The sequence below is a fragment of the Rhodococcus sp. NPDC127593 genome, from assembly GCF_042671975.1.
Taxonomy (GTDB): domain Bacteria; phylum Actinomycetota; class Actinomycetes; order Mycobacteriales; family Mycobacteriaceae; genus Rhodococcus_F.
This window is the reverse complement of sequence record NZ_JBHXWI010000020.1, coordinates 116,124-142,001: the sequence shown is the minus strand read 5'-3', so window position 1 is coordinate 142,001 and position 25,878 is coordinate 116,124. Positions and strand designations below refer to the sequence as shown.

Below are 25,878 nucleotides of genomic sequence, written 5' to 3'. Positions count from 1 at the left end.
CGTTAGCTGGCGGGACCACGATATACGAGTGCGCGGAGCACGGACACCGCGTCCACGGTGGCGGCGACGTCGTGCACCCGGAGCACGGCTGCTCCGTTCTGTGCGGCGATCAGGGCAGCGGCCACCGAGGCGGCCTGACGGTGCTCGACGCCGCGTCCGGTGATCGTGCCCAGCATGCCCTTCCTGGACAGTCCGGCCATCACGGGAACACCGAGATCGGCGATCTGGCGAAGCTCGGACAACAGCGCAAGGTTGTGGGTGAGGGTCTTGCCGAAGCCGAAGCCCGGGTCGATCATGATGTGCTCGAGGGGAATTCCCGCGCCCCGGCAGGCGTCGACACGGTCGACGAGGAACTGGCGCACCTCGGACACGACGTCGCCGTATTCCGGCGACTTCTGCATCGTGTCGGGTTCGCCGCGCATGTGCATCAGGCACACAGGCACGTTCAGATCGGCGGCTGCCCGCAGTGCACCCGGAAGTCGCAGGGCACGAACATCGTTGATCATCGAAGCCCCTGCTGCGACCGCCTCCCGCATGACGTCCGGCCTCGAGGTGTCAACCGAGATCGGGATCGACGTCGACACCGCGAGGGCCGCGACTACCGGCACCACGCGGTCGATCTCGTCCGCGACGGACGGCGGGCGTGACCCGGGGCGGGTCGACTCGCCGCCGACGTCGAGAAGGTCGGCGCCCTCCGCGACCAGAGACAGGGCGTGCTCGACCGCGGCGGCGGTGTCGAGGTATCGGCCGCCGTCGGAGAACGAATCCGGGGTCACGTTGACGATGCCGCAGACCAGGGGAGCGTGGCGTGTGAGAGCGTCGAGCAGTCGGTCGGGGCCGGCGGCGATGAGCGTCGGGGACGTCACCATCCGGGCACCTCCTTCCAGAAGGGGAATCGGTCCGGTGGACGGCGCCATGGCGTCCACCGGACCGACGCCGTCGCTTACACGGGGTCGACGCCGAACTCCTCGGCGGCGTCGATCAGCCACTCCGCGAGATACCGGGCGAACGACGACCGCACCAGGATCCGGTAATCGGTCCCCTCGTCGTCGAGCGCGATCAGGATCACGCCCGCGAGGCCGAGCATGGTTTGGACTGCGGCGCCGGGCCCGAAGGCCTTGGGGTGCAGATCCAGTGAGCAACCTTTCTCGAGAACGTCGCGGGCGTGGGTGCCGCGCAGCCGCAGGGTGGTTCGCTGTCCGGAGACGTCGATCGCGGCTCCGCCGTGCGGGGTCACCGCCGCCCGCAGGTCCGACTCGAGGGCGGGCGCCGACTGTGACCGCGTGGTGATCAGCCATTCCTCGGGACCGAGCCAGACGGCGGTGGTGGCGTCGGTGCCGGCGGACGTCGACGCGGCGGTGGGGAGGTCGAACCCGAGGACCGTCGCGGCGGCCGTAGCACCCGGTCCGGCCGGGTCGACCCACAGGTCGACCATGGCGACGAACGGTTCCTCGGCGATGCCCACCGACTCGGGCAGCTCGGAGAATTTCTGGTTCCAGCCGTGCAGGGGGCTGAGGGGGACGAGGGTGTCAGCCATCGCGACGTGCTCCTTCGGGATCGACGAGGACGGAACTGGTGACCTCGACGGCGACCAGGTTTCCGTCGACCGGGACGTGCAGGGTGTCGCCGAGCCGGGCCCGGCCGCCCTTGACGAGGGCGAGCCCGAACGGGCGGCCGAGTTCGGCGCTGAGGTAGCTCGACGTGACGTGCCCGAGCATCGGCACCGGCGCGGGCGGCAGGATTCCGTCCAAGGCCTCTTCGATGATCTGCGCGCCTTCGGGCAGCACGGTCTGCTTGTCGAGGGGCAGCAGTCCGACGAACTGCTTGCGCAGCGGGTTCTGGTTCTCCGCCCGGGTGAAGGAGCGTTTTCCGATGAAGTCGCGCTTCTTCTTCGACACGGCCCAGCTCATCCCGAGGTCCTGCGGGGTGACGGTGCCGTCGGTGTCCTGACCGATGATCGGGTAACCCTTTTCGGCGCGCAGGACGTGCATCGTCTCGGTGCCGTACGGGGTGATGTCGAACTTCTCGCCCGCGGCGATCAGGCGCGCCCAGACCGCAGGTGCGTGCCAGCCGTCGACGTTGACCTCGAACGCGAGTTCGCCGGAGAAGCTGATCCGCGCGATTCGTACGTGGACGCCGCCGAGGGAGGTGTCGCGCCACGCCATGAACCCGAACGCGTCGTTGGTGACGTCGAGGTCGGGGAAGACCTCGCCGATCACGTCGCGCGAGCGCGGTCCGACGACGGGGAACGTGGCCCACTGTTCGGTGACGGAGGTGAGCCGCACTTTCAGGTGGGGCCATTCGGTCTGCAGCCATTCCTCCATCCAGTCGAGGATCTTGGCGGCGCCGCCGGTGGTGGTGAAGACCTGGAACCGGTCCTCGGCCAGGCGCATCACGGTGCCGTCGTCGATGACCATGCCGTCGACCCCGCACATGACGCCGTAGCGGACCATGCCGACCTTCAGGGTGCTCATCATGTTCGTGTAAATCATGTCGAGCAGCACTCCGGCGTCGGGACCCTGGACATCGATCTTGCCGAGGGTGGAACCGTCGAGGATACCGATGCTGCGGCGCACGGCAGCGCATTCGCGTAGCACCGCAGCGTCCATGTCCTCCCCGGGGAGGGGGTAGAAGCGGGGACGCTTCCACTGGCCGACGTCCTCGAACACCGCGCCGCGGCCGACGTGCCAATCGTGCAGTGCCGTCACCCGTTCGGGGTCGAAGAGGGCGCCGCGGCTGCGGCCGGCGAGGGCGGCGAACGCGACCGGGGTGTAGGGCGGCCGGAACGTGGTGGTGCCCAGTGTCTCTATCGGGCGGCCGAGCAGTTCGGCGGTGATGCCGGAGGAGATGACACCGGACGTCTTGCCCTGGTCGTGCGCGGTGCCGATGGTGGTGTAGCGCTTGATGTGCTCCATCGACGTCATGCCTGCGCCGACCGCGCGGGCGAGGTCGGCGACCGTGGCGTCGCGCTGCACGTCGACGAACTGGGTGTCCTCACCGGCGACGTCGCGCACCCGCCAGAGCACCAGCGGAGTGGACTGTTCGATCGCGGGTGCAGGTTCGGGGTCGATCGTGCGGGCGGGAACGGTGAAGCCGAGGTCGCGCATGATCGACTGACCGGCGGTCTGTCCGTCGCGCACGCACCCGTCCAGGTCGAACACACCGTTCGCGGACCCGGCGACGGAGACTCCCTCGAGGTTCTCGCCGGGTACGAAGGCACCGAGGTTCTCGTCGTAGCGGAGCTTGCCGCGGGCCTGGGAGAACAGGTGCACGGCCGGGTTCCAGCCGCCGCTGACGAGCAGGACGTCGCAGGCGAGGGGCACGCCGGCCCGGGAGTCGATCGCGCCGCGCGGGGCGACGACGGCGTGGCTGACCCGGCCGTCGCCGCGGGTGCCGCAGACAACGGATCCGGTGCGGACGGTGATGCCTCGCGTGTCGCATTCACGCTGCCAGCGGGCGGGTGCCTCGTCGCGTGCCTCGACGATCGCGTTGATCCGGACGCCCGCGTCGTGCAGGTCGATCGCGGCTTCGTACGCGCTGTCGTTGGTGGTGAACACGACGGCCTGCTCGCCCACCTTGACACCGTAGCGGTGCAGGAAGGTGCGGGCGCCGTGCGCGAGCATGATGCCCGGGCGATCGTTGTCGGTGAAGACGACGGGACGCTCGTGCGCTCCGGCGGCGACGAGGATGTGCCGGGCGCGGATCCGCCAGACGCGTTGGCGGCTCAGTGCAGCGGGTGCCTCGACACCGAGATGGTCGGTGCGACGCTGCAGCGCGAGGACGAAGCCGTCGTCGTAGTTGCCGAACGCGGTGGTGCGCTGCAGGTGCAGCACATCCGGGTAGGTGGCGAGTTCGGCGACCGCGGCCGCGACCCAGTCCAGGGCCGGGGCGGCGTCGATGAGGTCCGTGCTGCCGAGGAGGTCGCCGCCGGCTTCGCTCTGCTCGTCGACGAGCACCACCCGCGCACCCGCCCGGGCCGCGGTGAGAGCGGCAGCGAGACCGGCCGGTCCGGCGCCGGCGACGAGGAGGTCGGTGTGGACGTGCTTGGCGTCGTACTTCGCCGAATCGGCGATCTCGGCGAGCCGTCCCTGACCGGGAATGCCGCGGGCGACGAGGCCGTCGAACAACTCGATGGTGGTGGCGAGCAGCATCGGCTCGGGGAACGGCTCCTCGATCTGCACGAGACCACCGGTGTCCTCTGCCCACGCCGCGGTGATGCCTCGGGGCCGGCCGAGCTTGATGCTGGTGGTGATCTGGTGGACGCCGTTCGCGAGCAGGGCCGAGCCGAGCGTGTCACCGGGGTGACCGGTCAGTTCCCGGCCGTCGAACGTGAAGGTGTAGGAGGTGTCGCGGTCGAGTCGACCGCCCTGACGGGTGCGGAAGGGTGCGTTCACGATATCGTCGGCTTCTGCTCGTCCAAGCGGTAGACGCTGTGGAATCGGTAGGTGGCGGTGTCGCGTACGGCGTTGAACCAGCGCCGGCAGCCGGCGCTGTGGTTCCACCGTTCCGCGAAAAGACCTTTCGGGTTCGCGCGGAAGAACACGAAGTGTGCCCATTGCTCGTCGGTCAGCGATTCGGGGTCTTCCGGATACACGACGTGGGCTTCGCCGCCGTAGTGGAACTCGGTTTCCTCACGGGACCCGCACCACGGGCATTCGATGAGTTGCATTGTGGCTCCTGAATTTCAGTGCGCGACGGGGATCAGTGCGCGACGGCCGCGGCGCCGTGCTCGTCGACGAGGGCGCCGGTGACGAACCGGTCGAGGCTGAACGGCGCGATGAACTCGTGCGGTTCGTCGTTCGCGATGGTGTCCGCCAGACACCAGCCCAACCCCGGGGTGGCCTTGAATCCGCCGGTGCCCCAACCGCAGTTGAGATACACGTTGTCGTACGGGGTGCGTCCGACGATCGGGGAGGCGTCGGGGCACACGTCGACGATGCCGCCCCAGGTGCGCAACAGATGTGCGCGGGCGAACACCGGGAACAGTTCGACCGCGGCCGCCATCTGGCGTTCGATGATGTGGAACGCGCCGCGCTGGCCGTACCCATTGTAGGAGTCGACACCGGCGCCCATCACCAATTCACCCTTGTGCGCCTGCGAGACGTACACGTGGATGGCGTTGGACATCACGATGGTCGGATGCACGGGCTCGAGCAGTTCCGAGACCAGCGCCTGCAGCGGGTGGGACTGCACCGGGGTGCGGATGCCGAGCATGTCGGTGAGCGTCGACGTGTGCCCGGCCGCGCACAGTGCGACCTGACCGGTCGCGATGTCGCCGCGGGTGGTGCGCACCCCGGTGACCTTGTTGTCGTCGGTGACGAACCCGGTGACCTCGCAGTTCTGGATGATGTCGATGCCCGCCTCGTCGGCGCGGCGCGCGAATCCCCAGGCCACGTAGTCGTGTTTGGCGATGCCGGCACGCGGCTGATACGTCGCGCCGAGCACCGGGTAGCGGATGTCGCTCGAGATGTTCACCAGCGGACACAGCTTCTTGACCTCGTCGGGTCCGACCCATTCGGCGTCGATTCCGTTGAGCTTGTTCGCCTCCACCCGGCGGACGCTGTCGCGGACGTCCTGCAGGCTGTGCGCGAGATTGAGGACGCCGCGCTGGCTGAACAGGATCGGGTAGTCGAGGTCGTCCTCGAGACCCTCCCACAGTTTCAGGGCGTGCTCGTAGATCTTGGTGCTCTCGTCCCACAGGTAGTTCGACCGGATCAGCGTGGTGTTGCGGGCCATGTTGCCGCCCGCGAGCCAGCCCTTCTCCAGCACCGCGACGTTGGTGATGCCGTGGTTCTTGGCGAGGTAGTGCGCGGTGGCGAGGCCGTGTCCGCCGCCGCCGACGATGACGACGTCGTACGACTTCTTCGGTTCCGGGTTGCGCCACAGGAAGTCGGGGTGGTCGGGCAGGTGGGCGCCGGGGGGCTGGGTGGCACTCATCAGTTCGCCTCCGTGAGGTCGGGGTAGAGCGGGAAGCGCAGCGCGAGGGCATCGACGCGGGCGCGGAGGTCGTCGAGTCCGGCCTCGTCGGTGGCAGGCCGGAGCGCGTAGCTGATGATGTCGGCGACCTCGGTGAACGCGTCCAGGTCGAAACCGCGGGTGGCGAGCGCCGGGGTGCCGATCCGCACACCGGAGCTGACCATCGGCGGGCGCGGGTCGAACGGTACGGCGTTGCGGTTCACCGTGATTCCCACACGGTGCAGCCGGTCCTCGGCCTGCTTGCCGTCGAGCTCGGACTCGCGCAGGTCCACCAGCACCAGGTGCACGTCGGTGCCGCCGGACACGACGTTGATGCCAGCCTGCCGGGAGTCGTCTTGCAGGAGGCGGTCGGCGAGGATCTTCGCGCCGGCGAGCGTGCGTTCCTGGCGCTCCCGGAATTCGGGCTCGGCGGCGAGCTTGAACGAGACGGCCTTGCCGGCGATCACGTGCTCGAGCGGGCCGCCCTGCTGTCCGGGGAACACCGAGGAGTTGAACTTTTTCGCCAGTGCCTCGTCGTTGGTGAGGATGACGCCGCCGCGGGGGCCGCCGAGGGTCTTGTGCGTCGTCGACGTGACCACGTGGGCGTGCGGGACGGGGGACGGGTGCAGTCCGGCGGCGACGAGTCCGGCGAAGTGCGCCATGTCGACCATGAGGTATGCGCCGACCTCGTCGGCGATCGCGCGGAACCGGGCGAAGTCGAGCTGGCGGGTGTAAGCGGACCAGCCGGCCAGGATCAGCTTCGGGCGGTGCTCACGCGCGAGACGCTCCACCTCGTCCATGTCGACGAGATGATCGTCCTCGCGGACGTGGTACGCGGCGACGTCGTACAGCTTGCCGGAGAAGTTCAGCTTCATCCCGTGCGTGAGGTGACCGCCGTGCGCGAGGTCCAGGCCGAGGATGGCGTCGCCGGGCTTCAGCAGCGCCGACATCGCGGCGGCGTTGGCCTGCGCCCCGGAGTGCGGTTGCACGTTGGCGAATTTCGCACCGAACAGCGCGGTGAGGCGGTCGATGGCGAGCTGCTCGATGACGTCGACGTGCTCGCAACCGCCGTAGTAGCGGCGCCCGGGGTAGCCCTCGGCGTACTTGTTCGTCAGCACCGACCCCTGCGCCTGCATCACCGCGAGCGGGGCGAAGTTCTCACTGGCAATCATTTCCAGGGTGCCCTGCTGTCGCTCGAGCTCGGCCGCGATCGCCTGGTGCACGGCGGGGTCGAGATCGGCGAGCGAATGGGTCAGTGTCGGGTTCGCTGCTGCCGTCTCGGTGAGGTGTGCGGTGTCCACGGTCATGGTTCGCCTTTCTGGAAGGTCAGTTGACTTTGAACTGATATATCAACTGGAAAGTAGAGTAAGGTCAGCATCGGACAAAGGTCAATAGCTCCGGAAATATCAGGGAGACGGAACATGAGCCTGGCGCATTCATCGGTCGCGGACACGGCATCGAACGGCGGCACCAATGCCGACCGCGCGTACGAGATCGTGCGCGAACGCCTGGTCATGCTGGACATCCGGCCCGGCGAGCCGATCAACGACGACCGTCTCGCCGAGGAACTCGGATTCGGCCGGACACCGGTGCGGGAAGCGCTCAAGCGCCTCGAGCGGGAACGTCTCGTCGTTGCCTACCCACGCCGCGGCACGTTCGCCACCGCCGTCGACATGACCGATCTCGCCGACATCTCCGAGATTCGCAAGCAACTCGAACCGACCGCGGCGGCCAGGGCGGCGCGGACGGCGTCCCAGGACGCGCGGGCCCGGCTGTCCGCGCTCGCCGACGAGATCGCCGAGATCGACGACAGCGAAGACTCACGCGACGTCCTGCGCAAGGACGTGCGGGTCCACCGTGAGATCTACCGAGCGTCCGGGAACCCTCACCTCGAGGACATCCTCGTCAGCCTCGACGCGCATGCCACCCGCATCTGGTGCCTCTTCCTCGACCGGCTGCCCGACGTCGCCAGCCACGTCCGCGAGCACGAGGCCCTGCTGCGGGCCATCGTCGACGGCGACGAAGGCACCGCCTCGTCCCTCACTCTCGCCCACGTCGCCGGTTTCGAGAAGGCCATCCGCGCCCTGCTCTAGGCGCTTCGCGCCCGTGCGCCTTTCTGGTAGCTCCCACTACCAAAAAGGCGCACGGGCGGCGGAGCCGCCTCAGCTGAAGACGACCGTCCGATGACCGTGCAGCAGGACGCGGTTCTCGCAGTGCCAGCGCACGGCCCGCGACAGCGCGAGGGCCTCGGCGTCCTGCCCGACCGTGGCGAGTCGCGCCGGGTCGAAGGAGTGGTCGATGCGGATGACTTCCTGCTCGATGATGGGGCCCTCGTCCAGATCGGGTGTCACGTAGTGGGCGGTGGCCCCGACCTGCTTGACGCCGCGATCGAACGCCTGGTGGTAGGGCTTGGCACCCTTGAAACCGGGCAGGAACGAGTGGTGGATGTTGATGGCCCGGCCGCGTAGTGCCCGGCACGCGTCGTCCGACAGCACCTGCATGTACCGGGCGAGGACCACGAGATCCGCGTCGAACTCCTCGACGAGTTGGAGCAGCCGGGCCTCCGCCTGCGGCTTGGTGGCCGGCGTGACCGGGACGTGGACGAACGGCAGCCCGGCGGCCTCGGCCATCGGGCGTAGCACCTCGTGATTGGAGACGACGGCGACGAGTTCGGCGCCGAGGTTTCCTGCTCGCCAGCGGAAGATGAGGTCGTTGAGGCAGTGACCCATCTTGGAGACCATGACGATCACCCGGGGCCGGTCGCTGCCGTTGAAATTGAACGTCATGCCGAATTTCGCGGCGACGCTCCCGAATTCTTCCGTGAGGCGCTCGATGTCGACATTCTCTGCCGACACGAACGACGTGCGGAGGAAGAACGCGTCGCTCCGGGTGTCGTCGAACTGCTGATGCTCGGCGATATCGCAGTTCTGCTCGAAGAGGAAGGAGCTGACTGCGTGAACGATCCCGGGACGCTGAGCGCAGCTGAGCGTCAGGGTGAAGGTCTGGGTCATGTGGGTCTCCTCGATGCCGGACCAATTGAGGTGTCAGTCCGAGCGAACTGATATATCAGAATGGGCCCATGCTATTTCAGGCTGGACGAGCGGGTCAAGGGGTGGAGACGAGTCAGACGCTGCTTCGGAACCCGGCGAGCAGCGAGTCCGATCGCGTCTGGGCGTACTGGGTCGCGGCGGCGTCGACCGTGTGATTGAGCAGCAACGCCGTGGTCACCGGTCCCACCCCTCCGGGAACCGGGGTCAGTGCGCCCGCCCGGCCGTCGACGGCCGCGGCGTCGACGTCACCGAGCAGTTGGCCGTCCGCGGTCGCCGTGGTCCCGACGTCGATGACGACGGCGCCGGCGGCGACGTGGTCGGCCGTGATCAGTCCGGGAATGCCGACCGCGACGACGAGGATGTCGGCGTCACGGGTGCCGGCGGTCAGGTCGGTGGTGTGCCGGTGGCAGACGGTCACCGTCGCGTTGCGCTGCACGAGCAGATGCGCGACGGGACTTCCGACCACCGTCGATCTGCCGACCACCGCGGCCGTCCTGCCGTGCGGGGAGATTCCGTGGTGGTCGAGGAGCGCGATCACGGCCTGTGCGGTGGCGGGCGCGAACGCGGGCAGACGCGCAACGAGGCGGCCGAGGCTGACCGGGTTCGCGCCGTCGACGTCCTTCGCGGGGTTGATCGCCTCCCGCAGCGCGTCGAGGTCGGTTCCGTCCGGCAGGGGTGTCTGCAGGATGATTCCGTGGACGTCCGGGTCGTGGCCGAGTTCGACGAGTGTGCTGCGGATCTGCTCGGTCGATGCCGCGGCGCCGAGATCGACGATGTCGCAAAGGATTCCGGTGCGCTTCGCGGCCGACGCGATGGAACGCACGTACCAGGCGGTCGATTCGTCGTCGGTGGCTTGCACGACCGCCAGCTTGGGCCGGACCCCGATTTCGGCGAGTGCCGCGGCGGCGACGGACGCGTCGTTGCGGATGGAGGTGGCGAGTTCGGCGCCACCGAGGCTTCTGGTCATGAACTCAGCTGCTTTCGTACTCGTGTCGTGACGGCGTCGGCACGCTCGACGATCGCGTCGACGCCGGACAGGCACTCGGTGAGGGCCCGGCGGGTGTCCGCATCGGTGATACCCGGCAGGTTCACCTCGATGTTGACCCGGGCGGTGGTGGCGGCTGCGCGGGCAGCCTCGGCGGCGGCCGCGACGTCGCTGACGACGGTGCGGTTCGCTACCGGCAGCAGGACGTCGGCGAGTGCGACGACGTCGCCTGCCGCGACCACCACCTCGGCGGGGACCGCGGCCGCGCCGGCGAGGGCGGTCGCGATCGCCGACGTGCGGGCGCCGGTTTCGTCGTCCGTGTCCTGGGGGAGCCGGTAGGCGTCGATGACGGCCGTGAATGCTGCCATGTCGTCCTCGGCGAACTGCAGTGCCTTCTCGCGGAACGCATCTGCGGAGGCGCAGATGCGTTCGACGAGCATCCCGTGGTCGGCGTACCTCTTGCCGGTGGTGTAGCGGGCGACCATCGAGACCAGCGCGGCTGCCTGGCCGAGGTGGAGCGCGCCGGTCGCGCCGCCGCCGGGTGCGGGAGTTCGATCGGCGAGCGAGTCCAGGAATCCGGCGATCGTGTCGTCTCGGAGGGTCATGACCGGATCTTCTTCATCTCGGGGTCGACGAGCGGCTCGGCGACGACGGTGGCCGGGATGCGGCGTCCGAAGTACTCGATCTCCACCGCAGCGTCGACGGTCGCGTTCGCCGGAAGCCAGGCGTAGGCGATGGGCGCCCCGACCGTGTGACCGAACGCGGCGCTCGTGACGTACCCGGCGGGCTGTCCGTCGACGAACACCGGCTCGTGGCCGAGGACCACCGACGTGCGGTCGTCGATCATGAGGCACGCCAGCCGCCGCTCCACCGTCTCGTCGGAGACGCCGTCGAGCGCGTTACGCCCACGGAAGTCGCCCTTCTGCAGTCGGACCGCGAAACCGAGACCGGCCTCGTAGGGGTTGTGCTCGGTGGTCATGTCGCTGCCCCACGAGCGGTAGCCCTTCTCCATCCGCAGGCTGTTGAATGCGGCGCGGCCGGCGGCGATGATGTCGTACTTCTGCCCCTCCGCCCACAGCAGATCCCACAGTCGCAGACCGTTGTCGGCGGACGTGTACAGCTCCCAGCCGAGTTCGCCGACGTACGACAGACGCATCGCCGTGACGGGAACACCGCCGATGCGGACCTGCTTGGCGCGGAAGTACTTGAAGTTCTCGTTCGTGAAGTCGTCGGAGCTCAGTGCCTGCACCAGATCCCGGGCGCGGGGACCCCACAACCCGATCCCGCACGTGCCGCCGGTGATGTCCCGGATCTGCACACCGCCGTCGTCCGGAGCCTGGCGGCGGAAGTAGTCGAGATCGAGGTTGCCGTTGGCACCGACCTGGAAGACGTTGTCGGACAGGCGCGTGACGGTGAGGTCGCTGCGGACGCCACCGGTCTCGTCGAGCGCGAGCGTGTAGGTCACCGACCCGACGGACTTGTCCATCTTGCCGGTCGTCAGCCGATCGAGCAGGGCCAGCGCGCCGGGGCCGCTGATCTCGAGCCGCTTCAGCGGTGTCATGTCGTACATCGCCACCGACGTACGGGTGCGCCAGGCCTCGGCCGCGGCGATGGGGGAGTGGAACATCGCCGCCCACGGCTCCCGGGCCGGCGGCTGCCACTCGGCCGGAAGGTCCTGCACCAGATGGGCGTTGGCCTCGAACCAGTGCGGGCGCTCCCAGCCGGAGCTCTCCAGGAACACGGCGCCGAGTTCCTTCTGACGAGTATGAAAGGGACTGACCCGCAGGTCGCGGGGAGACTCCTTGGGCTGCAGCGGGTGCAGCACGTCGTAGATCTCGACGAAGTTCTGCTGCGACGTCTCGCTGACGTAGTCGGGCGCGAGCTGGATCTCCTCGAAGCGGTGCACGTCGCAACCGTGCAGTTCGACGTCGGAGCGGCCGTCGACGAGAAGTTGCGCGACCGCTCGGCCGACACCGGCGGAGTGCGTCACCCACACTGCCTCGGCGATCCAGAACCCGGCGACGTCCGGGGACTCGCCGATGAGCGGTCCGCCGTCCGGGGTGAACGAGAAGACCCCGTTGAAACCGGCTTCCAGTTTCGCGGATTCGAGGCACGGCAGCAGCAACTTGCTCTGCTCCCACGACGGCGCGAAGTCCTCTTCCGTGAACGGCAGCATCGACGGCATGTCGGATGCGGACACGTCGTCGCTCTCGTCCAGGTCGCGCAGGTTCACCGGCATCGGGCGGTGGGCGTACGTTCCGATGCCGAGACGATCGACGTGCTCACGGAAGTACAGATCCTGGTCCTGGTGGCGCAGGATCGGGAAGCCGGCCTCGGCGAGTTCGGTGTTCCGTCCGACGAGTTCGGGGATCTGCTCGGTCTTCGCGTACTGGTGCGCCAGGGGCAGCAGCGGCACGTCCATGCCCACCATCGCGCCGATGTCGGGACCCCAGAAGCCCGCGCAGGACACCACGATGTCGGCGGGGATCACACCGTCCGCGGTGGCGACACCGGTCACCTTGCCGCCGCTCTGTTCGATGCCGATCACCTTCGTCGAACCCTGGAACACGGCGCCGCGGGCCTCGGCGCGCCGGGCCAGCGCGACGACGACACGGGACGCCTTCGCGAGGCCGTCCGTCTCCACGTACAGCCCGCCGAGAACCCGCTTCTCGTCCAGCAGCGGGTGCAGCTTCGCGCACTCGGCCGGGTCGAGGACGGCGCCTTCGATGCCCCAGGACGTGGCCCAGCCCTGCTTGCGGTGCAGATCGGCGAGACGCTCGGGGGTGGTGGCCACCTCGAGCCCGCCGAGCTGGTTGAAGCACCATTCGCCGTCCACGTCGAGTCCGACGAACTTCTCGACCGTGTACCGGGCGAACTCGGTCATCGTCTTGGACGCGTTCGTCTGGAACACCAGGCCCGGTGCGTGTGACGTGGAGCCTCCGGTGAGCGGCAACGGTCCCTGATCGAGAACCGTGATCCGATCCCAGCCGCGAGCGATGAGCTCGTCGGCCAGATTCGCGCCGACGATGCCGGCTCCGATGATCACTACGCGCGGTGACCCCATGATGGTCCTCCTGATTGGGTGGGTGCCTGTGTGTGGCGAAGTAGCGGGAGATTCGGTGTTCGGTGTGGGCTCGAACGGCGCCGGGAAGAACTGTGAATTGCGAAACGGATCGGACTGATCCGAACCATTATCGACAACTGATATATCAACACATTAGGTCCGGAAGAGTAAGGGGGTCAACCCCGAATTGCGGGTAATTCCACGATGATTGGTTGGGGAAATAGCAGCAATTCCGCGATCCACCGTGGAAATGCGCACCGTCCCGGACTGTGATGACGCGGAACCGGGTGTGGATGGAGGTAACCGTCGCACGGTGATGTCGCCTATCCTGAAGTCGCGATGACTGAATTGGACGATAACTCGAATGGAGATCGGAGCCGGCCGTCCGGCGCTGTGCAGTCAGTGGACCGCGCTCTGGCGGTACTCGAAATCCTGGCGAGGCTCGGTACCGCCGGCGTCACGGAAATCGCCGACGAGTTGGGTGTTCACAAGTCGACCGCGTCGCGCCTCGTTGCCGTTCTGGATTCGCGAGGTTACGTCGCGCAATTGAAGAGCCGGGGAAAATTCCAGCTCGGCAATTCCATCGTCCGTCTGGCCCGCACCGCGTCGCCGGACGGCGATCTGGTGCGGCAGAGTCAGGAATTGTGCGCCGAACTGGCGGAAACTGTCGGTGAGAGCGTCAATGTGTCGATACTCGACGGCAATCGATCGGTGAGCATCGTCAAAGCGGACGGTCCGTCCGGCGTCGGTACCAATACCTGGGTGGGGCAGAGCAGCCCGGCACATGCGACGGCGAGTGGAAAATTGTTGCTGACGGAATTGTCCGACAGTGAACTCGCCGAGCGCGTGGGAGAAACTCCGATAGCTCTCACGGCCAAAACTCTCACCGATGTGCCTGCGCTCGTGGAATCGTTGAAAACCATTCGCGAGCGGGGCTGGGCGGAGTCCGAGGAGGAACTCGAACTCGGGCTGAATGCGGTATCCGTCCCGATCCGCGACTACACGTCGAAAATGATTGCTGCTCTGAGCGTGTCCGGCCCCGCCTACCGACTGCTGCCGGAACGGTTCGAGGACGTCGCGCGCGCCGCACTCGACACGTCCCAGCAGATCAGCAGCCGATTGGGCTATGCCGTCACGTAGCGCCGGCATCAGGCCCGCGACCTGGCGAGTTGCTTCTTGTACCGGGTGAACAGCCGGGGACTGTTCATCGCGAACACACCGACGGTGTCGCCGTCCCGGTCGTAGGTGGCCACGAACGTACCGGTTCCGGGGTCGCCGTCGACGAACCGGACCTCGTCGGTGCTGTGTCTCGTTCCGGCGAACTGCAGCATCTTGCCGTACTGGTTAGACCAGAAGTACGGGATCGCGGCGGGCCCGGACGGTGTGGCCATGATCGTGTCGGCGACGGTGGCGGCCTGGGCGACGGCGTTGCTCCAGTGCTCGCTTCTGTGGTGTACCTGGTAGGCGTCGTCGAAAGTCCGTGCGCAGTCGCCGATCGCGTAGACGCCGGGCACGTTCGTGCGGCACGACGAGTCGGTGACGAAACCGTCTTCGATCATCAGTTCCGAATCGCTTGCCCATTCGACATTGGGGACGGCCCCGATTCCGACCACCACGGCGTCCGCGGGAAGGATCGTTCCGTCACTGAGCTGGACGGCTTCGACCGCGTCGTCACCGAGTAATGCGGCGACGACTGCCCCGGTGAGGAGCCGGACGCCGTGTGCGGCGTGCTGTCCTGCGCAGATTGCCCCGAGTTCGATGCCGAGCGGGCCTGCCAGGGGTGTCGGTGATGCCTCGACGACCGTCACGTGCAGGCTCATGCCGGCCGCGCTGGAGGCCACCTCCGCTCCGATGAAACCGGCTCCCACGATCACGAGGTTCTGCGCACGTGACAGCGAATACCGCAGTGCACGTGCGTCGTCGACCGATCTGAGCGTGTGCACGCCGGCGAGACCGGAGTGTCCGGGCAGGTTCCGGGCACGCGCGCCCGTCGCGACGACGACGGCGTCGGCGTCGAAGTGGGACCCGTCGTCGAACGTGACGCGGTGGAGCCCGTTCGGGGAGCGAACCAGACCAATGGCCGTTCTGCTCATGTGCCATTCGACGTCGAGTGTGTCGTCATCGCTGGTCATCAACAGCAGGTCCTCGTCGGACAGGTCGCCGGTGAGGAACTCCTTCGAGAGGGGCGGCCGGTCGTAGGGCAGGGACTGCTCGCTGCCGGCCACGACGAGCCGGCCTGCATATCCCTTCTCGCGCAGTGCGCGCACCGCCGACAGTCCGGCGAGGGAAGCACCCAGTACCACAATGGAATTCGGGACAGTGCTCATCGGGCGTCGCCCTTCTGGTCGAGATGTAGCAGCACGGTGCCGTCGACGATCGACACGTCGTGTGTGCGGACCGCGATCTTGGCCGGCGGGCCGGAAGGCACTCCGGTGCGGAGATCGAAGCACGCTTCGTGGAGCGGGCACTCGACGGTGCAGTCCTCGACCCAGCCGTCGGCGAGGGAGGCGTCCTGATGGGTGCAGGTGTCGTCGATGGCATACAGACCGTCGGAGGTGTGGAAGACGGAGACGGGGGCCATGCCCGGCGGGGTCACGGTGACGACTTCGCCCAAGGGCAGGGTCGCGAGTTCGCACACGGGGAAGGCCGTGGCGCCGGGGTGGGTCACAACTGGGGAATCGTTATCGAGAATCACTCGATACCTCCGAAAGCGTCGGGGAGGAGGGACAAGTTGTGGAGCGGTTGTTGCGCTATGCGCGACGACTTGCAAGGTGTGCAACACAATGCTCTCCGGTGCTGCCCCGTGGTGTCAAGCATTCGCGTGTAAAAACTGCGTTCCGGAAGTCGGTGGGCATAACCTCGGGGCATGAGTGAATCCGAGGCGACGGCGCCCGCGGCCCAGGGCGGAGAAGGAAAGGCGAAGACCGTGCACGCGGTGGAACGTGCCATCGACGTGCTCGAGATTGTCGCGGCAGAAGGCCGTGTCGGCGCCTCGGAGATCGCCGTGCGTCTCGGCGTGCACAAATCGACCGTGTCACGCCTGATCGCATCGCTGCAGCAACGCGGATTCGTGGAGGAAGCTGGCGTCCGCGGCAAATATCAGCTCGGATTCGCGGTAGTGCGATTGGCCGAGGCCACGGTCGCGCAGAGTGGGCTCGTCGAGGTTGCGCAGCCGGAGTGTGACCGCCTGGCCGACGCGTTCGGGGAGACGGTCAACCTCGCCGTGCTGGACGGTGCGGCGACCCTCAACGTGCTCGAGGCCCGCAGTGATCGCCACGTCGCGCTGCGTACGTGGGTGGGTCAGGTGACTCCGGCGCACGCGACCGCGACCGGCAAGGTCCTGGTCTCGGAATTGACGTCCGGCCAGCTCCGAAGCCGGTTGGGGTCGCAATTGGGCGCGCTCACTCCCAACACGATCACCGACTTCCGGGCGTTCGACGTCGAACTCGAGCACGTGCGGTCGCGTGGGTGGGCGTCGACGGCCGAGGAGCTCGAGGCGGGGCTCAATTCCATCGCCGTACCGGTGCGGAGCAAGGTCACCAACCGGATCGTCGCGTCGATCTGTGTGTCCGGGCCGGAGTACCGGCTGGCGCCCGAGCGGTTCGAGGCGGTGGCGCTCGAACTCGCCGACGCGGTCGTCCGGATCGAGGCGCAGCAATCCGCCGGCGCGGGTGACTGAGCGCCCGGAAGTGCTTCTCTCTCAAGGCGGGACGAACGGATAGTCCCGTTTGCCCGGGTTTCGGCCGTCCGCGGTTAACGCGGTGTTTCGGCCATGTCGCGTCCGCGAAAGAAGTGTCGAATGTGATGTTTGACACGTCTGCTGGCGACAGTCTAAGTTGTGTAAATCGCATAGCGTTGCTGATGACGCAACAATGCTGACGTCGCGATGACTCGGCGGGAACAGCTGTCCGCTGTTCGAACGGTCGCCGCGGATCGGGCACGCATGTCGTCACATTCGGCAACGACGCCCCCTGCGATCTGCGCCCCCCTACGCACACAGACATCAGGTCACAGCTCGACCGACACGCATCTTTCCCGGCAACGAAAGAAACGGTGACATCTATGTCCGCTCCGGACGTCCAAGCCCCCGCGCCCGCACCGGCACTGATCCCCACCCTCGGTGGCCGGTACTACACCGACGCCGACATCTTCACGGACGAACAGGAGAACCTGTTCGAGGCGATGTGGTTCTGCGCCGTCCGCGCCGCCGATCTCGCCGACCCCGGAGCCTTCCGGAAGATCACGGTGGGCCGGGAGAGCGTGCTCCTCGTCCGCGGCCGCGACGGAGAACTGCGCGCCTTCCTCAACATCTGCCGGCACCGCGGCGCCATGCTGTGTACCGAGGACGAAGGCCAGATCCGCAGAAACCTCCAGTGCCCCTACCACGCGTGGACGTACGGACTCGACGGCAAACTGGTGGCCGCCCCCAACATGGCCGCGCTGCGGGACGAGACCGGAGCCGACATCGACCGGGTGCGGTACGGACTGGTGCCGGTCGCGCTTCGCGAATGGCTCGGCTACGCATGGGTGTGCCTGGCCGACGAACCGCCGTCGTTCGAGGACGAGGTCGTCGGCGCCGTCACCGAACGACTCGGTGATCCGGCCGCCATCGACCGGTACCAGATCGGAACCCTCGAACTCGGCCGCCGGATCGTCTACGACGTCGCGGCCAACTGGAAGCTGATCATCGAGAACTTCATGGAGTGCTACCACTGCGCGACCATCCACCCCGAGCTCACCGAGGTACTTCCCGAGTTCGCGGACGGCCTTGCCGCACAGTACTTCGTGGGGCACGGTGCCGCCTTCGGTGACGACGTCGAGGGATTCACCATCGACGGAAGCGGCGGATTCGAGTCGCTGTCCGGCATCAGCCCCGACCAGGACCGCAAGTACTACGCCATCACGATCCGGCCGCAGGTCTTCGTCAACCTCGTGCCCGACCACGTCATCTTCCACCGCATGTACCCCGTGTCCGCGGATCGCACCATCGTCGAATGCGATTGGCTGTACTCGCCGGAGGTCACCGCATCGGGTCGCGACGTCTCCCGTTCGGTGGAGCTGTTCCACCGAGTCAACCAGCAGGACTTCGACGCCTGCGAGCGGACTCAGCCCACGATGGCGTCGAAGGCGTACCGGAACGGGGGTGTGCTGGTGCCCGCGGAACACCACATCGGCGAATTCCACGACTGGTTACTCGAAAGGCTGAGCGGGGATCCCCGATGACCTACGCCGGCGAACAACCGAGGGTGACCGACCCTCCCAGGGTGAATGGTGTCGATCCGAAAGCCCGACAGCAGGCGCAGGCGCCGGAGCCGGCAGAGTCCTCCGACGGCGAGGGGCGGCGGGGCGTCGACAAGGTGGTGTTCGGCACGGCCGCGGCGCTCGGTGTCGGACTCATCCTGTGGGGACTGTTGGCACCGGAGAACCTCGCGGTCGTGTCGACCGCGGCGCTGGACTGGCTGGTGGCCGACCTCGGTTGGCTGTTCATCGCCGCGTCGTCGGCGTTCGTCGTCTTCTCGCTCTTCCTCGCGTTCTCCCGGTACGGCCGGATTCCGCTCGGCCGCGACGGCGAGAAACCGGAGTTCCGCACGGTGAGCTGGATCGCGATGATGTTCAGCGCCGGCATGGGAATCGGATTGATGTTCTACGGCGTCGCCGAACCGCTCGCCCATCTCGTGAGCCCGCCGCCGGGAACGGACGGCTCCGTCGGGTCGGCGATGGCCACGACGATGTTCCACTGGGGGCTGCATCCGTGGGCGATCTACGCGGTCGTCGGGTTGTCGATTGCGTACGGCTCCTATCGGCGTGGCCGCAAGCAACTCATCAGCGCCGCATTCTTCCCTCTCCTCGGTCGCCGCTCGGAAGGAGCCGCGGGGAAGGTCATCGACATCCTCGCGATCATCGCGACGATGTTCGGCACCGCCGCGTCGCTCGGACTCGGCGCACTGCAGATCGGTTCCGGTCTCGAGATCATCGGCTGGATGGGCCACGTCGGCACGTTCGCCCTCGTCGCCCTCGTCGGGCTGCTGACGTTCGCGTTCGTCGGTTCGGCGGTGTCCGGAGTGGCGCGGGGCATCCACTGGCTGTCCAACATCAACATGGTGCTGGCGGTGATTCTCGCGCTGTTCGTATTCGTGCTCGGTCCGACCGTCCTCATCCTCAATCTGCTCCCCACCGCGATCGCGGACTATGCGGCGCAGCTCGCCACCATGTCGGGACGGACGGCCGCGAGTTCCGGCGACGACACGGCGACCTGGCTGTCGTCGTGGACGATCTTCTACTGGGCGTGGTGGGTGTCGTGGACTCCGTTCGTCGGAATGTTCCTCGCCCGGATCAGCCGCGGCCGCACCATCCGGCAGTTCGTGATCGGCGTGATCGTCATTCCCACCTCGGTCAGCCTCGTGTGGTTCGCGGTGTTCGGCGGCGCCGGAATCGGACAGCAGCAGGACGGAGTCGACCTGGCGGCGCGCTCGTCGACCGAGGGCCAGTTGTTTGGGATGCTCGACCATCTGCCGTTGACGGGGTTCGCCACCGTGCTGGTCATGGTGTTGGTTGCGATCTTCTTCGTGTCCGGCGCCGACGCCGCGTCGCTGGTAATGGGCACGCTGTCGCAGCGGGGTGCACGAGAACCGAGCACGTGGGTCGTCATCTTCTGGGGAACCCTCACCGGGGGCACGGCGGCACTCATTCTCTGGACCGGCGGCTCGGACGCGCTGCAGGGTCTGCAGACGATGACGATCATCGCGGCCGCGCCGTTCCTCCTGGTGATGATCGGATTGTGCTTCTCGCTGTACCGGGACCTCTCCCGTGATCCGCTCATCGTCGGTTCATCGAAAAAGTATGCACACGAGAGGGTTTCGGACACAGTATGAAGATGACGGCACTATCCGAGGATCTCGACGCCGCGAGGTTGTTCGGGAAGGTGAATTTCGTCGCGGGGGAGTGGGTCGCGGCGACGTCGGGCCGCACCCGCGACTGCATCGACCCGGCAACCGGGAACGTGATCGCCACGGTCGACGAGGCGTCGCCCGAAGACGCCGGGCGAGCCGTGCAGGCGGCCCGGTCGGCCTTCGACGCCGGGGACTGGCCGGAGACGGCGGTCGCCGTGCGATCGGCGCTCCTGTCGCGTATCGCGGATCTCCTCGAGCGCGACAAGGAGGAACTGGCGCGTATCGAGACGCTGGACACCGGTAAGACGTTGGTGGAGAGCCGAATCGACATCGACGACGTCGTCTCCGTATTCCGGTACTACGCCCGGCTGGCCCTCGTCTCCAGCGACCGGGTGGTCGACGTGGGTGACCCCGCCGTCGTATCCCGGGTCGTTCGCGAACCGATCGGGGTGTGCGTCCTCATCGCGCCGTGGAACTATCCGCTGCTCCAGATTTCCTGGAAGGTGGCACCTGCGCTGGCCGCCGGTTGCACGATGGTGCTCAAGCCCAGCGAAGTCACGCCGCTGAGCACGATCGCGTTCGCCCGGCTGATCGAGGAGGCGGGTGTGCCCGCCGGTGTCGTCAACCTGGTGCAGGGGAGCGGCGCCGACCTCGGACCCGCGCTGACCGACACCGGTGACGTCGACTTCATCTCGTTCACCGGTGGACTCGCGACCGGCACCACCATTCTGGAGACGGCCGCGAAGCACGTCACGAAGGTCGCCGTGGAACTCGGCGGGAAGAACCCGCACATCGTGTTCGCGGACGCCGAGTGGGAGTCGTCGGTCGACCAGGTGCTCACCGGCGTCTTCCTGCATTCGGGGCAGGTGTGCTCGGCCGGGACGCGGTTGATCGTCGAGGAGTCGATCGCCGACGACTTCGTCGCCGCCCTCGTCTCGCGCGCCGAGGCCATCCGCGTCGGCCCGGGGCTCGATCCCGGCAGTGAGACCGGGCCGCTCGTGTCGACGGCGCAGCGCGACAAGATCGAAGCCTATGTGGCACTGGGTATCTCCGAAGGAGCGGCACTCCGGACGGGTGGCTCCCGGCCCGCCGATTCCGCGCTCGACGCCGGCAGCTACTACCTGCCCACCATCTTCGACCACTGCGACCGGTCCATGCGCATCGTGCAGGAAGAAACGTTCGGGCCCATTCTCACGGTCGAGAGGTTCACCACCGAGGAGGACGCGGTCCGGCTCGGCAACGACACCGAGTACGGCCTCGCCGCCGGAGTCCGGACGTCGGACGCCGCCCGCGGCGAACGGGTGGTGCGCCGCCTGCGCCACGGGACGGTGTGGCTCAACGACTTCGGCTACTACACCGCGGCGGCGGAATGGGGCGGATTCAAGAAGTCCGGCAACGGGCGCGAACTCGGACCCGCCGGGCTCTCGGAATACCAGGAAGTCAAACACATCTGGAACAACACGACCTCGCCTCTCGCGGGTTGGTTCACCGCGACCTGACGTGCTCCCGGCAGGGGCGCGCGAGCAGGCCTACTCACCTTCTCAGGAAGTGATCGAATGACCAGTACCGACAATACGACCGGCGATCACGACAGTGGACTCGAGGAGTTCGGCTACAAGGAGTCCCTCGATCGCAGTATCGGCAAGTTCGCGAGCTTCGCCGCGGGCGTCAGCTACATTTCCATCCTGACCGGCACTTTCCAGTTGTTCTACTTCGGATTCGGCACCGCCGGCCCCGCCTATCTGTGGTCGTGGCCGCTGGTGTTCGTCGGCCAGCTCGCCGTGGCATTGTGCTTCATGGAGCTGGCCGCCAAGTATCCGATCGCCGGCTCCGTGTACAACTGGGCGAAGACGCTCGGCAGCAGAATAGTGGGGTGGTCCGCGGGCTGGCTGATGCTCACCGCGTCGATCGTCACCCTGTCGGCCGTTGTGCTGGCGCTGCAGCTCAACCTGCCGCGGCTGTGGAGCGGCTTCCAGATCGTCGGTGACGGCACCGGGGAACACGACTTCGCCACCAACGCCGTCATTCTCGGGACCGTGATGATCGGCTTCACCACCGTCGTCAACGCGCTCGGTGTCCGTCTCATGGCGATGATCAACAGCGCCGGCGTGTTCATCGAAATCATCGCGGCGGTGCTGATCGCGATCATCCTCGCCGCCAACATGACTCGCGGCCCGCAGGTGTTCTTCTCCGCCCACGGGTACGGCGCCGGTGAAAGCGGTGGATACCTCGGGGCGTTCCTGGTGGCGACGCTCGCGTCGGGCTACGTGATGTACGGCTTCGACACCGCGAGTTCGCTGGGCGAGGAGACGGTGGAGCCCCGACGTACGGCCCCCAAGGCGATCTTCCGCGCGATCCTCGCCTCGTTCGTCATCGGCGGTGCGATCCTCGTGTTCGCCGTGATGGCCGCACCCGACCTCGACGATCCGAAGATCGGCGCGTCGGACGGCAGCCTGCAGTACATCGTGGAACAGGTGATGTGGGGCCCGCTGGGCACGATCTTCCTGGTGTGCATCGTGATCGCGGTGACCGTCTGCTCGCTGGCCGTGCACACCGCCGCGATCCGGCTGACCTTCGCCATGGCCCGCGACAACGCACTCCCGTTCGGCGAGCGGCTCGCCCGCGTCCACCCGCGCACGCGGACACCCGTCGTGCCTGCGGTGACCATCGGGGTGGTGGCCGCGCTGATCCTGGTGGTCAACATCGGTCAGCCGCACATCTTCACCGTGCTGACGTCGATCGCGATCATCATGATCTACCTGGCCTACCTGATGGTCACCGGACCGATGCTGAAGAAGCGGCTGCGGGGAGAGTGGCCGCCGCGGGACCTGAAGGAGGGCGGCTACTTCACGATGGGCAGATGGGGACTGCCCGTCAACATCGTCGCACTCGTCTGGGGAATCGGGATGTCCCTCAACCTCGCGTGGCCGCGCGAGGCCGTGTACGGCGAACCTTGGTACAACACCTGGGGCGCCTTCGTCTACATCGGCGTCATCCTCGGGTTCGGCCTGTTGTGGTACCTCACCACCGGCCGGCACCACATCGGAACGTTGACGTCACACTGCGCGGCGGTGGTAACGCCCGCGCCGGAATCCGAACCGAACGACAAGGAGCTCGCCCGATGACCGACGACGAATCGAAGAGCACTGCAGGGGAATTCGACTACGTGATCGCGGGCGGTGGCAGCGCGGGCTGCGCTCTCGCGGCGCGCCTCAGCGAAGACCCGTCGGTGACGGTGTGCCTGCTCGAGGCGGGCCCGTCCGACGTCGGGGACCGGGCGATCCTCGAGCTGTCGCAGTGGATGCATCTGCTCGACTCCGGGTACGACTGGGACTATCCCGTCGAGCCGCAGGAGAAGGGCAACAGCTTCATGCGGCACGCCCGGGCCAAGGTCCTCGGTGGCTGCTCGTCCCACAACTCGTGTATCGCATTCTGGCCGCCTGCCGAGGCACTCGACGACTGGGAGGCGATGGGGGCGTCGGGTTGGGGTGCGCGCGACATCCTCCCGTACGTCAGCAGGCTGGAGAGCAACGACGCCCCCGGCGACGGGCACGGCTGCAGCGGGCCCGTGCGGCTGCGGGACGTCCCGCCGAACGACCCGTGCGGCCGAGCGGTTCTCGACGCCGCCGCCGCGGTAGGGCTGCCGACCGTCGCATTCAACCGCGGCGGAACGGTGCTCAACGGCGCCGGATGGTTCCAGATCAACGCGTCCGAGGACGGCACCCGGATGTCGTCGTCGCATGCCTACCTGCACCCGATCCTCGGGACCCGGCCCAACCTGGAGGTCCGGACCGGCTGCTGGGTGAGCGAGATCCTGTTCGACGAACAGCAGACGGCGACGGGCGTCCGGTACCAGCGTCCCGATCTCACCGGCTACGACACGGTGTCGGCGCGACGGGAGGTGGTGGTGACGGCCGGGGCGATCGACACCCCGAAGCTCCTGATGCTGTCGGGTATCGGTCCGGCGGAGCATCTCGCGGAGTTCGGGATCCCCGTGCGCGTCGACTCGCCCGGTGTCGGATCGAACCTCGACGATCACGTCGAGGGCCTCGTGTTCTGGGAGGCGTCCCGGCCGATGGTCACCGAATCGACGCAGTGGTGGGAGATCGGACTGTTCGCGACCACCCGGGTGGGCCTGAACCATCCCGACCTGATGATGCACTACGGCAGCGTCCCGTTCGACATGAACACCCTGCGGTGGGGTTACCCGACCACCGACAACGGATTCTGCCTGACACCCAACGTCACTCAGGGCCGCTCCCGCGGAACGGTCCGGCTGCGGTCGCGGGACTTCCGCGACCGCGCGAAGGTCGACCCCCGGTACTTCACCGACAGCGAGGGCCACGACGACCGGGTGATGCTGTCCGGGGTGAAGCTGGCCCGCACGATCGCCGAGCAGAAGGCGCTACGCGGGTGGATTGCCCGCGAACTGGCGCCGGGACCCGATGCGGTGACGGACGCCGAGATCCTCGACTACATCCACAAGACCCACAACACGGTGTATCACCCCGCGGGCACGGCCCGCATGGGCGCCGTCGACGATCCGATGGCGGTGCTCGACCCGGAACTGCGGGTCAAGGGGGTTCGAGGACTGCGGGTGGTCGACGCGTCGGCGATGCCGAAACTGCCGCACGTCAACCCGAACATCACGGTCATGACGATGGCCGAGAGGTGCGCGGATTTGCTCCGCGGCCGGGCCGGGTCCGGGGTGCGGGCGGCGGAGTCGACGTTGTCCGAGGTCTGATCCGGGCGTCGATCGCCTCGGCGGTCCTTCGCCAGATCTCGCTCTCCGGATCGATGACGGTGAAGTGATCGCCGGGACCCTCGATCCGGACGACGTCGTCGGGTGTCGCCGCGGCGGCTTCGTGGTACTCCCTGCTCATCTCCAGCATGTCCGGCTCGTCGTCGACGGCGCACACCACCAGCTGAGCGGTGCCCAGCGGCAGTCGCTCGATCGGCGACGACCGTTCGTACGTCGCACGGTCGCCGGCCCGGTCGCTGCCGACGGCGTCCGCCACCGCGCCCTCGCCGAGGTGGCGTTCGCCGGCGAGCCGCAGATTCAGCACCCCGGCGAGGCTGACGGCCAGCGCCGGACGAACCGCTGCGTCCTCGGCCGCGGCGTCGGCGGCCGCGCGGAGCGCGAGCTGAGCACCGGCCGAATGGCCGAGGATCACGACCCGCTCCGGGTCCGCCTCCGGCACCGTCGCGACGGCCTGCACGGCGTCGGCGATATCGGATGCCATTGCTGCCCAACGGTTCTCCGCGCCCCGCCGGTACTCGACATTCCAGGTGACGTACCCGCGGGCCGTCAGGTCGACTGCCAGCGCGTCCATCAGGTCGGACTCCCAACGCGGACGCCAGAATCCGCCGTGGATCAGCACGGCGACGGGGAAGGGGCCGTCGCCGCCCGGAATCCGCAGTTCCACTCGCTGATCGGGGTGGTCGCCGTAGCGGACGATCCGTGCCGAGTGGAAGCGGTGGTGATACCAGCTGTCGACGGCGTAGCGGAGTCCGTCGAGTCCGCGCCCCCGAATGTGGACCCGGGTGCTCGGCGAGCGGTCGGCCTCGCATTCCCCGAGATCGACGCGGATCGCCCCGCCGGCCGGGGCGGTGAAGGAGGCCCCGGCACCGGGCACGGCGATGAACTCGCCTCGCCCCGCCGCCGACCGCACGGCCCGCTCCAGCCCGGGGGTGTCCGCGGCGAACGTCAACTGACCGGTCAGGCCGCGCACATCCAGTGCCCGGCCCACGAGTTCCTCCGCGGTTCCGCGGTGCGCCACCACGCCGGGGGCGAAGACGATGTCGACTCTGCGCGTTGGTTCGCTCACCTGGTCACCGTACGGCAGCGATTGTCTGAGGTTGTGGCATGGATTCAGACATAATCTTTTCCAACTGCAATGTCATCCATTTATGAAAGTCACGATGCTGCCGACA

At 67.6% G+C, this 25,878-nt stretch carries 21 protein-coding genes; 8 read left to right on the top strand and 13 right to left on the bottom strand.

Annotation, left to right across the window (positions count from 1 at the left end):
* Nucleotides 1–2: 2 nt before the first annotated feature.
* From folP to glyA, 6 genes are all read right to left on the bottom strand, one after another.
* Nucleotides 3–869 (bottom strand): dihydropteroate synthase, encoded by an 867-nt coding sequence (gene folP, locus ACFVJ3_RS20270; RefSeq protein ID WP_378453720.1) that lies wholly within the window; start codon nucleotides 867–869, stop codon nucleotides 3–5.
* A gap of 74 nt (nucleotides 870–943) precedes the next feature.
* A complete protein-coding gene (locus tag ACFVJ3_RS20265; protein WP_378453719.1) occupies nucleotides 944–1,537 on the bottom strand; it encodes a sarcosine oxidase subunit gamma in 594 nt (197 codons plus the stop codon).
* Nucleotides 1,530–4,394: a 2Fe-2S iron-sulfur cluster-binding protein gene (locus tag ACFVJ3_RS20260; RefSeq protein WP_378453718.1), complete on the bottom strand. Its 2,865-nt coding sequence runs from the start codon at nucleotides 4,392–4,394 to the stop codon at nucleotides 1,530–1,532. Before ACFVJ3_RS20260 ends, ACFVJ3_RS20265 begins: the two co-directional genes overlap by 8 nt.
* Nucleotides 4,391–4,669: a sarcosine oxidase subunit delta gene (locus ACFVJ3_RS20255; protein ID WP_005252386.1), complete on the bottom strand. Its 279-nt coding sequence runs from the start codon at nucleotides 4,667–4,669 to the stop codon at nucleotides 4,391–4,393. Before ACFVJ3_RS20255 ends, ACFVJ3_RS20260 begins: the two co-directional genes overlap by 4 nt.
* Nucleotides 4,670–4,701: 32 nt before the next feature.
* A complete protein-coding gene (locus ACFVJ3_RS20250; RefSeq protein ID WP_378453717.1) occupies nucleotides 4,702–5,937 on the bottom strand; it encodes a sarcosine oxidase subunit beta family protein in 1,236 nt (411 codons plus the stop codon).
* Nucleotides 5,937–7,262, bottom strand: a complete 1,326-nt coding sequence (glyA, locus tag ACFVJ3_RS20245; protein ID WP_378453716.1) for a serine hydroxymethyltransferase — start codon at nucleotides 7,260–7,262, stop codon at nucleotides 5,937–5,939. The genes ACFVJ3_RS20250 and glyA overlap by 1 nt, the downstream gene beginning before the upstream one ends.
* 114 nt (nucleotides 7,263–7,376) lie before the next feature.
* Here glyA and ACFVJ3_RS20240 point away from each other — a divergent pair, with 114 nt between their 5' ends.
* Nucleotides 7,377–8,048: a GntR family transcriptional regulator gene (locus ACFVJ3_RS20240; RefSeq protein ID WP_378453715.1), complete on the top strand. Its 672-nt coding sequence runs from the start codon at nucleotides 7,377–7,379 to the stop codon at nucleotides 8,046–8,048.
* Between the two features lie 69 nt (nucleotides 8,049–8,117).
* On the opposite strand, the gene purU is transcribed toward ACFVJ3_RS20240, so the two are convergent.
* The 4 genes from purU to ACFVJ3_RS20220 form a co-directional block, all read right to left on the bottom strand.
* Nucleotides 8,118–8,966 carry a formyltetrahydrofolate deformylase gene (gene purU, locus ACFVJ3_RS20235; protein WP_378453714.1) on the bottom strand — a complete coding sequence of 283 codons (849 nt, stop codon included), beginning with the start codon at nucleotides 8,964–8,966 and terminating at the stop codon, nucleotides 8,118–8,120.
* A gap of 112 nt (nucleotides 8,967–9,078) precedes the next feature.
* Nucleotides 9,079–9,972: a bifunctional 5,10-methylenetetrahydrofolate dehydrogenase/5,10-methenyltetrahydrofolate cyclohydrolase gene (locus tag ACFVJ3_RS20230; protein WP_378453713.1), complete on the bottom strand. Its 894-nt coding sequence runs from the start codon at nucleotides 9,970–9,972 to the stop codon at nucleotides 9,079–9,081.
* Nucleotides 9,969–10,595: a cyclodeaminase/cyclohydrolase family protein gene (locus tag ACFVJ3_RS20225; protein WP_378453712.1), complete on the bottom strand. Its 627-nt coding sequence runs from the start codon at nucleotides 10,593–10,595 to the stop codon at nucleotides 9,969–9,971. Before ACFVJ3_RS20225 ends, ACFVJ3_RS20230 begins: the two co-directional genes overlap by 4 nt.
* Nucleotides 10,592–13,054 (bottom strand): FAD-dependent oxidoreductase, encoded by a 2,463-nt coding sequence (locus ACFVJ3_RS20220; RefSeq protein WP_378453711.1) that lies wholly within the window; start codon nucleotides 13,052–13,054, stop codon nucleotides 10,592–10,594. The genes ACFVJ3_RS20225 and ACFVJ3_RS20220 overlap by 4 nt, the downstream gene beginning before the upstream one ends.
* Before the next feature lie 339 nt (nucleotides 13,055–13,393).
* On the opposite strand from ACFVJ3_RS20220, the gene ACFVJ3_RS20215 reads away from it, so the two are divergent.
* Complete coding sequence (locus ACFVJ3_RS20215; RefSeq protein WP_105413452.1) at nucleotides 13,394–14,194, top strand: IclR family transcriptional regulator; 801 nt, start codon at nucleotides 13,394–13,396, stop codon at nucleotides 14,192–14,194.
* A gap of 8 nt (nucleotides 14,195–14,202) precedes the next feature.
* Here the strand turns inward: ACFVJ3_RS20215 and ACFVJ3_RS20210 are convergent, their stop codons facing one another.
* Both ACFVJ3_RS20210 and ACFVJ3_RS20205 read right to left on the bottom strand, forming a co-directional pair.
* Complete coding sequence (locus ACFVJ3_RS20210; protein WP_378453710.1) at nucleotides 14,203–15,381, bottom strand: NAD(P)/FAD-dependent oxidoreductase; 1,179 nt, start codon at nucleotides 15,379–15,381, stop codon at nucleotides 14,203–14,205.
* The gene (locus tag ACFVJ3_RS20205) at nucleotides 15,378–15,722 is read right to left on the bottom strand and encodes a bifunctional 3-phenylpropionate/cinnamic acid dioxygenase ferredoxin subunit (protein WP_378453709.1); all 345 of its coding nucleotides are present in this window, start codon (nucleotides 15,720–15,722) and stop codon (nucleotides 15,378–15,380) included. The genes ACFVJ3_RS20210 and ACFVJ3_RS20205 overlap by 4 nt, the downstream gene beginning before the upstream one ends.
* 198 nt (nucleotides 15,723–15,920) lie before the next feature.
* Here ACFVJ3_RS20205 and ACFVJ3_RS20200 point away from each other — a divergent pair, with 198 nt between their 5' ends.
* The 6 genes from ACFVJ3_RS20200 to ACFVJ3_RS20175 all read left to right on the top strand — a co-directional run bounded on the left by ACFVJ3_RS20200 (nucleotide 15,921) and on the right by ACFVJ3_RS20175 (nucleotide 24,688).
* Complete coding sequence (locus ACFVJ3_RS20200) at nucleotides 15,921–16,733, top strand: IclR family transcriptional regulator (RefSeq protein ID WP_378453708.1); 813 nt, start codon at nucleotides 15,921–15,923, stop codon at nucleotides 16,731–16,733.
* A gap of 383 nt (nucleotides 16,734–17,116) precedes the next feature.
* Nucleotides 17,117–18,277 carry an aromatic ring-hydroxylating dioxygenase subunit alpha gene (locus tag ACFVJ3_RS20195; RefSeq protein WP_378453707.1) on the top strand — a complete coding sequence of 387 codons (1,161 nt, stop codon included), beginning with the start codon at nucleotides 17,117–17,119 and terminating at the stop codon, nucleotides 18,275–18,277.
* On the top strand, nucleotides 18,274–19,926 hold the full coding sequence (locus ACFVJ3_RS20190) for a BCCT family transporter (RefSeq protein WP_378453706.1): 1,653 nt from the start codon (nucleotides 18,274–18,276) through the stop codon (nucleotides 19,924–19,926). The genes ACFVJ3_RS20195 and ACFVJ3_RS20190 overlap by 4 nt, the downstream gene beginning before the upstream one ends.
* Nucleotides 19,923–21,443, top strand: coding sequence for an aldehyde dehydrogenase family protein (locus tag ACFVJ3_RS20185; RefSeq protein WP_378453705.1), 1,521 nt, complete (start codon nucleotides 19,923–19,925; stop codon nucleotides 21,441–21,443). The genes ACFVJ3_RS20190 and ACFVJ3_RS20185 overlap by 4 nt, the downstream gene beginning before the upstream one ends.
* A gap of 57 nt (nucleotides 21,444–21,500) precedes the next feature.
* A complete protein-coding gene (locus tag ACFVJ3_RS20180; protein ID WP_378453704.1) occupies nucleotides 21,501–23,069 on the top strand; it encodes an APC family permease in 1,569 nt (522 codons plus the stop codon).
* Nucleotides 23,066–24,688 carry a GMC family oxidoreductase gene (locus tag ACFVJ3_RS20175; RefSeq protein WP_378453703.1) on the top strand — a complete coding sequence of 541 codons (1,623 nt, stop codon included), beginning with the start codon at nucleotides 23,066–23,068 and terminating at the stop codon, nucleotides 24,686–24,688. Before ACFVJ3_RS20180 ends, ACFVJ3_RS20175 begins: the two co-directional genes overlap by 4 nt.
* Here ACFVJ3_RS20175 and ACFVJ3_RS20170 read toward each other — a convergent pair.
* Nucleotides 24,597–25,772: an alpha/beta hydrolase family protein gene (locus tag ACFVJ3_RS20170; protein WP_378453702.1), complete on the bottom strand. Its 1,176-nt coding sequence runs from the start codon at nucleotides 25,770–25,772 to the stop codon at nucleotides 24,597–24,599. The two genes, ACFVJ3_RS20175 and ACFVJ3_RS20170, sit on opposite strands and share 92 nt — an antisense overlap.
* Between the last annotated feature and the right edge of the window lie 106 nt (nucleotides 25,773–25,878).

Coding starts and splice junctions, on each gene's coding strand:
- ACFVJ3_RS20180 (WP_378453704.1), top strand. CDS start 21,501: ATGACCAGTACCGACAATACGACCGGCGATCACGACAGTGGACTCGAG.
- glyA (WP_378453716.1), bottom strand. CDS start 7,262: ATGACCGTGGACACCGCACACCTCACCGAGACGGCAGCAGCGAACCCG.
- purU (WP_378453714.1), bottom strand. CDS start 8,966: ATGACCCAGACCTTCACCCTGACGCTCAGCTGCGCTCAGCGTCCCGGG.
- ACFVJ3_RS20185 (WP_378453705.1), top strand. CDS start 19,923: ATGAAGATGACGGCACTATCCGAGGATCTCGACGCCGCGAGGTTGTTC.
- ACFVJ3_RS20200 (WP_378453708.1), top strand. CDS start 15,921: ATGAGTGAATCCGAGGCGACGGCGCCCGCGGCCCAGGGCGGAGAAGGA.
- ACFVJ3_RS20230 (WP_378453713.1), bottom strand. CDS start 9,972: ATGACCAGAAGCCTCGGTGGCGCCGAACTCGCCACCTCCATCCGCAAC.
- ACFVJ3_RS20225 (WP_378453712.1), bottom strand. CDS start 10,595: ATGACCCTCCGAGACGACACGATCGCCGGATTCCTGGACTCGCTCGCC.
- ACFVJ3_RS20210 (WP_378453710.1), bottom strand. CDS start 15,381: ATGAGCACTGTCCCGAATTCCATTGTGGTACTGGGTGCTTCCCTCGCC.
- ACFVJ3_RS20195 (WP_378453707.1), top strand. CDS start 17,117: ATGTCCGCTCCGGACGTCCAAGCCCCCGCGCCCGCACCGGCACTGATC.
- ACFVJ3_RS20255 (WP_005252386.1), bottom strand. CDS start 4,669: ATGCAACTCATCGAATGCCCGTGGTGCGGGTCCCGTGAGGAAACCGAG.
- ACFVJ3_RS20190 (WP_378453706.1), top strand. CDS start 18,274: ATGACCTACGCCGGCGAACAACCGAGGGTGACCGACCCTCCCAGGGTG.
- ACFVJ3_RS20175 (WP_378453703.1), top strand. CDS start 23,066: ATGACCGACGACGAATCGAAGAGCACTGCAGGGGAATTCGACTACGTG.
- ACFVJ3_RS20240 (WP_378453715.1), top strand. CDS start 7,377: ATGAGCCTGGCGCATTCATCGGTCGCGGACACGGCATCGAACGGCGGC.
- ACFVJ3_RS20215 (WP_105413452.1), top strand. CDS start 13,394: ATGACTGAATTGGACGATAACTCGAATGGAGATCGGAGCCGGCCGTCC.
- folP (WP_378453720.1), bottom strand. CDS start 869: ATGGTGACGTCCCCGACGCTCATCGCCGCCGGCCCCGACCGACTGCTC.
- ACFVJ3_RS20250 (WP_378453717.1), bottom strand. CDS start 5,937: ATGAGTGCCACCCAGCCCCCCGGCGCCCACCTGCCCGACCACCCCGAC.
- ACFVJ3_RS20265 (WP_378453719.1), bottom strand. CDS start 1,537: ATGGCTGACACCCTCGTCCCCCTCAGCCCCCTGCACGGCTGGAACCAG.
- ACFVJ3_RS20220 (WP_378453711.1), bottom strand. CDS start 13,054: ATGGGGTCACCGCGCGTAGTGATCATCGGAGCCGGCATCGTCGGCGCG.